The 6,287-nt window shown below is 76.0% G+C and carries 7 protein-coding genes; 3 read left to right on the plus strand and 4 right to left on the minus strand.

Going from position 1 to position 6,287, the window contains the following annotated elements; translation table 11 throughout:
* Positions 1–20: 20 nt before the first annotated feature.
* Positions 21–815, plus strand: a complete 795-nt coding sequence (locus tag GV126_RS02725) for a TVP38/TMEM64 family protein (RefSeq protein ID WP_159662350.1) — start codon at positions 21–23, stop codon at positions 813–815.
* A 67-nt stretch (positions 816–882) separates the two neighbouring features.
* Positions 883–1,062 (plus strand): hypothetical protein, encoded by a 180-nt coding sequence (locus tag GV126_RS02730; RefSeq protein WP_159662352.1) that lies wholly within the window; start codon positions 883–885, stop codon positions 1,060–1,062.
* Positions 1,063–1,292: 230 nt separating this feature from the next.
* Here the strand turns inward: GV126_RS02730 and GV126_RS02735 are convergent, their stop codons facing one another.
* Entirely contained in the window at positions 1,293–2,033 is a 741-nt protein-coding gene (locus tag GV126_RS02735) for an SDR family oxidoreductase (protein ID WP_159662354.1), read from the minus strand.
* A 43-nt stretch (positions 2,034–2,076) separates the two neighbouring features.
* Positions 2,077–2,688 carry a DUF4291 domain-containing protein gene (locus GV126_RS02740; protein ID WP_159662356.1) on the minus strand — a complete coding sequence of 204 codons (612 nt, stop codon included), beginning with the start codon at positions 2,686–2,688 and terminating at the stop codon, positions 2,077–2,079.
* A 215-nt stretch (positions 2,689–2,903) separates the two neighbouring features.
* On the opposite strand from GV126_RS02740, the gene lnt reads away from it, so the two are divergent.
* Positions 2,904–4,478, plus strand: a complete 1,575-nt coding sequence (gene lnt, locus GV126_RS02745) for an apolipoprotein N-acyltransferase (protein WP_159662358.1) — start codon at positions 2,904–2,906, stop codon at positions 4,476–4,478.
* Here lnt and GV126_RS02750 read toward each other — a convergent pair.
* Both GV126_RS02750 and GV126_RS02755 read right to left on the minus strand, forming a co-directional pair.
* Positions 4,396–5,307: a Gfo/Idh/MocA family protein gene (locus GV126_RS02750; protein WP_159662360.1), complete on the minus strand. Its 912-nt coding sequence runs from the start codon at positions 5,305–5,307 to the stop codon at positions 4,396–4,398. The two genes, lnt and GV126_RS02750, sit on opposite strands and share 83 nt — an antisense overlap.
* A 134-nt stretch (positions 5,308–5,441) precedes the next feature.
* A partial coding sequence (locus tag GV126_RS02755; protein WP_236569849.1) for an FAD-dependent monooxygenase occupies positions 5,442–6,287 on the minus strand: 846 nt, incomplete at its 5' end.

Below are 6,287 nucleotides of genomic sequence, written 5' to 3' on the forward strand. Positions count from 1 at the left end.
CGTGCGGCCTGCCCGGGCGCGTGTGCCCGGACAGCCCTGCTCGCGTACCCCACCCACGCGCGGCGCAACCGTCCGCGGGTGGGGGGAAGCCCGCCGTCCCGCTCACCGCCGCCTCCCCGCCCCCGGCGGCACTGTGGGCGCGGCGCATCGCCCGCTGCGGCAGAGCCCTGCTGTCGCCCTGGTCCCGGCTGTCGCTGCTGCTCGTGCTGCTCGCGGGCGCCGGATCGTGCGTGCTGCTGTTCCGGCCGCAGCGGCTGCTGGCGCACGGCTGGCCGCCGCAGCTGGGCGGCCTCGCCGCGGCGGCGGTGTTCGCGGTGGCGTACGGCGTGTGCACGGTGGCGTTCGTGCCGCGGCCGCTGCTGAACCTGGCGGCGGGCGCCCTGTTCGGCTCGCAGGTCGGGCTCGCGGCGGCGCTGGCCGGCACGGTCCTGGGCGCGGGGGCCGCCTTCGGCCTGGGGCGGGTGCTGGGGCAGGACGCCCTGCGGCCGCTGCTGCGCGGACGGTTGCTGAAGGCGGCGGACGGGCAGCTCAGCCGGCACGGCTTCCGTTCGATGCTCGCGGCCCGGCTGTTCCCCGGGGTGCCGTTCTGGGCCGCGAACTACTGCGCCGCCGTCTCCCGCATGAGCTGCCTCGCGTTCCTGAGCGCGACCGCGCTCGGCTCCATCCCGAACACCGCCGCCTACGTCGTCGCCGGCGCCCGCGCCACCGCGCCGACCTCGCCGGCGTTCCTCGTCGCGGCGGCCTGCATCGCGCTGCCCGCCCTGGCGGGCACGGCGCTGGCCTGGCGCGCACGGCACCGTCTGCGCGGCCGCTGAGCGGCTTCCCGCCGGCTTCGTAGCCGTCCGGTAGCGGAGCGTCAGTGCTTGCCCCTAGGCTTGGGGCATGTCCCCCGATTCCATCGTCCCTGGTTCCGTGCGCTCTGCTGCCGAGCTGAACGAGCAGATCCGGGCGCTCTGGCTGCGTTCGAGCGGGTCCTTGACCGCCCAGGAACGCGCGGAGTACGAGCTGCTGGTGGTCGAGTGGGCCGCCGCCGTACGCGGCGAGGTGATCGAGGCGGCCTAGGACCCCCCTCGCGCCCGCGGGCGCCGACCACGGGCCACCGCGGGCCCGGCGCCCGCCCCGGCCGACGGCGGCGCACGCCCGCTGCGTGCACCGCCTGCCCCGTGAACGCGCCGCCCGATCAGACACCCGGCCCTCCCCGGGACCGGTGCCCTCTCGGCCGTACCGGACCGGTGACCGCGCCGGGGCCGGGCGCCGGGCGGTGCCCGCGACGGCCCGGGCCGGCCGCAACGTCAGCGGCCGCCCGCCACCCGCAGCACCGCTCCCGACGTGTAGGAGGCGTCCGGTGACATGAGCCAGGCGACGGCCGAGGCGATCTCCTCGGCCCGGCCCGCGCGGCCCAGCGGGACCGCGGGACCGCCGCGCCGGGCCCGGTCCGGGTCGCCCGACGCGGTGTGGATCTCGGTGTCGATCAGGCCGGGTGCGACCGCGTTGACGCGGACGCCGTCCGGGCCCAGCTCCTTGGCCAGCCCCACGGTCAGCGCGTCGACGGCCGCCTTCGTGGCCGCGTAATGGACGTACTCGCCGGGGCTGCCGAGCGTGGCCGCGGCGGAGGAGACGTTCACGATCACGCCGCTGCGGCGCGGTGCCATCAGCTGGGCGGCGCGGCGGCAGCACAGCAGGGTGCCGAGCAGGTTGACGTCCACGACCCGGCGCAGGTCGGCGGTGTCGGCGTCGGCGAGGCGGCCCAGGGGGCTCGTCACCCCCGCGTTGTTCACCAGCCCGGTCACCGGGCCGAGGCGTTCCTCCGCCGTGGCGAAGAGCCGGTCGACATCGGCCTCCACGGAGGTGTCCACCCGTACGACGACGCTGCGCGCGCCCGCGTCCAGCACCTTGTCGGCCACGGCCTCGGCGGCCTTGGTGTCATGGACGTAGCCGATCACCACGTCGTGCCCGTCGGCCGCCAGCCTGCGGCACACGGCGGCGCCGATGCCCCGGCTGCCGCCGGTGACGACGGTGACAAGACGCTTCATGCGGACCTCCGCTGTTTCGGTGCCGCGCCCGTACGTGATCATCCTAGGGCCGGAGGTGGGTCAGCAGCTCGTCGGGCACGGGGTAGGGGCGCTCGTCGGGCAACAGGGCGGTCGCGCCGGTCAGGTCACCCGTGCGGACCAGTGCGTGGACCCGGCGTGCCAGCGGGGTGACGTCCTCGATGCCGACGATCCAGTCGTCGGCGTAGCGTGCCGCGGCCTGCCCGGCCAGGCCGAGCTGCAGGGAGCGGTGGGGCAGCGGGGCGAGGCGCAGGTCGCGCTCGGGGTCCCATTGCACGCGCGCGGGAGCCTGCCGCAGCTGCCGCCGCCAGGCGGCGCGGTCGCCGTGCAGGGCCGGCACGTGGTGCGACAGGCAGGCGTGGCGCAGCGCCCATTCGAAGCCGTCCCGGCTGATCTCGACGGCCAGGACGGTCTCCTGGCCCTCCTTGGTGGCCCAGCCGCAGCGGTACATCATCCACAGGAATGACGGCTTGATCCAAGTCATCCGGTCGCGCTTCCAGGCAGCCGGGAAGCGTCCGGTGCGGGCCGCGGGCCGGCCGATCTCCGGGCGGTACGCCTGGTACACGGTGACCGTGGAGGCGGTGTGGCGGGCGCGGATGCGGAACCGGGGTTCCGCCGCGGCGTACTGATCGTTCACCCGCCCAGCATCGGCCGCGCCGGCCGCGGACGGCCACCGAAATATCCGCGTGTCCGCCGTGCGCGGGGGCGGGACGGACCCCGGCACGCGCCGCGGTGAACCGGCGTGTCACCGGGCGCCGTTCCCGCGGGCGGGCTGCCGCGCCGGCATCGGCGTGCGCACACTGGAGCCGTCCGTGGAGTGCCGCCGCGGTCCCCGGGGTAGGAGGGCGCTCTATGCAGACGTTCGGCCGGTGGCTCACCTCCCCGTGGCGTCGCGCCCTGCTCGCGGCGCTCGCGGGCGGACTGCCGATGTTCACCTTTCCCGCGCCGTCGCTGTGGTGGTTCGCCTACGTCGCCCTGGTGCCGTGGATCCTGCTCGCCCGCGCCGCGCCGACGGGCCGGCGGGCCCTCGTGGACGGCTGGTGCGGCGGGCTGGGCTTCATGCTGGCGGTGCACCACTGGCTGCTGCCCAGCCTGCACGTGTTCACGGTGGTGCTGGCGGCGCTGCTGGGCCTGCTGTGGGCGCCGTGGGGGTGGCTGGTGCGGCGGCTGCTGGGCGGGACCCTGACGCCGGGCCGGACGGCGGCGGCCCTGGTGGTGCTGCCGTCGGGCTGGCTGGCGGTGGAACTCATGCGCTCCTGGCAGGGGCTCGGCGGACCGTGGGGGATGCTCGGCGCCGGCCAGTGGCAGGTGGCGCCGGCGCTGCGGCTGGCCTCGGTGGGCGGGGTGTGGCTGCTGAGCTTCCTGGTGGTGGCGGTCGACGTGGCCGTCGCCGTGCTGGTGGTCGGCCGCGCGGCCCGGGTCGTCGCCGTGGCCGGGCTGCTGGCCACGTCCGCGGCGGCCTCCGCGGCCTGGGTGTGGGCGCCGCGCCCGGAGGTGGACGGCCACGTCCGCGTCGCCGTCGTACAGCCGGGGACGGTCGGCGGCACCGACAGCGGACAGCGGCGCTTCGACCGCGAGGAGGAGCTGACCCGCCGCCTGGTGGGCCTGCGTCCCGACCTGGTCGTGTGGGGCGAGAGCAGCGTCGGATTCGACCTGCGGGAGCGGCCGGACCTGGCGCGGCGGCTGGCGGCGCTGTCCCGGGCGACGGGTGCGGACGTGCTCGTGAACGTCGACGCGCGGCGTTCGGACCGGCCCGGGATCTACAAGAGTTCCGTGCTCGTCGGTCCGGACGGCCCGACCGGTGACCGCTACGACAAGATGCGGCTGGTCCCCTTCGGCGAGTACGTACCCCTGCGTTCGGTGCTCGGCTGGGCGACCTCCGTGGGCAAGGCCGCCGGCGAGGACCGCGGCCGGGGCCGCGAGCAGGTGGTCATGGACGTCGGGCACGGACTGCGCGTCGGGCCGCTGATCTGCTTCGAGACCGCGTTCCCGGACATGAGCCGGCACCTGGCGCACGACGGCGCCGGGCTGCTCCTGGCGCAGTCGTCGACGTCCACGTTCCAGCACAGCTGGGCGCCCGAGCAGCACGCCTCGCTGGCCGCGCTGCGGGCCGCGGAGACCGGGCGGCCCATGGTGCACGCCACGCTGACCGGGGTCTCGGCCGTGTACGGGCCGGACGGGCGGCGCGTCGGCCCCTGGCTGGGCACCGGCGCGAGCACGGCCCGGGTGTACGACGTGCCGACCGCGCACGGCACCACCCCGTCCGTCCGCCTCGGCGACTGGCCGGTGCACGCGGCGCTGCTGGTGCTCGCCGCGCTGGCCGCGACGGAGGGGGCGCGGGCGCTCAGGCCGCGCCGGAGCGCTCCAGCACCGTCAGCACCACCCGCTCGCACAGTTCATGGGTCTCCAGCGCGTCCCGGGCACTGAGCACCTTCCCGGCGCGCACCGCGTCGAGGAAGGACAGCGCGGCCTGTTCGATGCCGCGCTGCCGGGCGACCGGCACCCAGTCGCCGCGCCGCCGCACGGTCGGCTGTCCCCTGTGGTCGATGGTCTCCGCGAGGTTGACCACCTGGCGTTTGGTGTCCTGCCCGGAGACCTCCAGGATCTCCTCGGTGGAGCCGCTGAGGCGGTTCATGACGCCGAGCGCGGTGAATCCGTCCCCGGCGAGCTGGAGGACGACGTGGTGCAGCAGGCCGTCCCGCAGCCGGCCGCGCACGGTGACGTCGTCGACCGGGCCCGGCACCAGGAACCGCAGCGTGTCCACGACGTGGATGAAGTCGTCGAGGATCATCGTGCGGGGCTCCTCGGGCAGCCCGACGCGGTTCTTCTGCATCAGGATCAGCTCGCGCGGATGCTCGGCGCACTGCGCGTAGCCGGGGGCGTGGCGCCGGTTGAAGCCCACCATGAGGGAGACGTTCCGTTCCTCGGCGAGCGCCACCAGCCGCCGGGAGTCGGCGAGTTCGTAGGCCAGCGGCTTGTCGACGTAGGTCGGCACGCCCGCCTGGAGGAGCCGGGTCACGATCTCGGGGTGGACGGCGGTCGGGGCGTGCACGAAGGCGGCGTCGAGATCCTGGGCGAGCAGGGAGTCCAGGTCGGCGTGGCGCTGCGCGGCGGGCAGGTGCAGGCCGTCCGCGACCCGCTCCAGGGTGGCGGGCGTCCGGGTCTGCAGATGCAGCTCCACCCCGGGCCGCGTGCCGAGCACCGGCAGATACGCCTTCGTGGCGATGTCGCCCAGTCCGATGCAGCCGACCTTCACGTGTTCTCCCCTGCCATGTCGCCCGCACCCGCGCCCGTCACGCCTGTGCCGTCCGGTACGCCGATCGCGCCGGTCATGCCGGTCGTGTCCGTCACAGCCGTCACGGCGTCACGGCTGTCACCCGGTCACGGCGGTCACGGCTGTCGCACGGCAGCATACGGCGGCTGCTCGGGCCGCCAGTCGGCGATGCCGTCGAACCCGCGCAGCAACAGCCCGGGCCGGGCCCGGGACACCGCGGCGATCACCGCGTTGCGCACGGCGGCCCCGGCCCGGTTGCCCATCATGTTCACGCGCGCCACGCGGACCGCCTGGCGCGTGACGGCGGTGGCGCGCGGCAGCCGGGCGGCGGTGTAGGCGGCGAGGTCGTCGGCGATGGGGGTCCTCCCGCTGGAGCGAAGGCGAGCGTGGGGGAAGGCGAGGACGACGGCGTCCTCGATGGCCTGGTTGCCGCCCTGGCCGAGGGTGGGCGGCATGGGGTGCGCGGCGTCGCCGAGGAGGGCGACCCGGCCGCGGTGGAAGGCCGGCAGGGGCTCGGCGAAGTGGTGGACGTCGTGGCGCAGCACGTCCTCGGGCCGGGCGGCGGCGAGCACGGCCGGGATCGGGTCGTGCCAGTGGCCGAAGCGGCGCAGGAGTTCGGCCCGTTCGTCGGCCGCGTGCCCTCCGGGGGAGGTCATGGCCGCGGCGTACGCGTACACCCGGCCGTCCTTGAGCGGATGCGTGCCCCAGATCCGGCCCGCGCCCCAGGTCTCGTGGGAGGCGAAGGCGACGCCGGGCACGGAGATCACCAGCCGCCAGGTGGTGAACCCGGAGTAGACGGGTCCGGGGTGGCCGGGGAAGAGGGTGCGACGGGTCGCGGAGTGGATGCCGTCGGCGGCCCCCTCGTCCTGCTGCACCGCGCCACGCTCATCGACACCCTGGCCGCGCTCCTGCCGCCCGAGGCCGTCCGCACGGACGCCCCCGCCCGCCTCACCGACCCCGGT

Source organism: Streptomyces mexicanus, from assembly GCF_902506575.1.
Classification (GTDB): domain Bacteria; phylum Actinomycetota; class Actinomycetes; order Streptomycetales; family Streptomycetaceae; genus Streptomyces; species Streptomyces mexicanus.

Coding starts and splice junctions, on each gene's coding strand:
- lnt (WP_159662358.1), top strand. CDS start 2,904: ATGCAGACGTTCGGCCGGTGGCTCACCTCCCCGTGGCGTCGCGCCCTG.
- GV126_RS02735 (WP_159662354.1), bottom strand. CDS start 2,033: ATGAAGCGTCTTGTCACCGTCGTCACCGGCGGCAGCCGGGGCATCGGC.
- GV126_RS02730 (WP_159662352.1), top strand. CDS start 883: ATGTCCCCCGATTCCATCGTCCCTGGTTCCGTGCGCTCTGCTGCCGAG.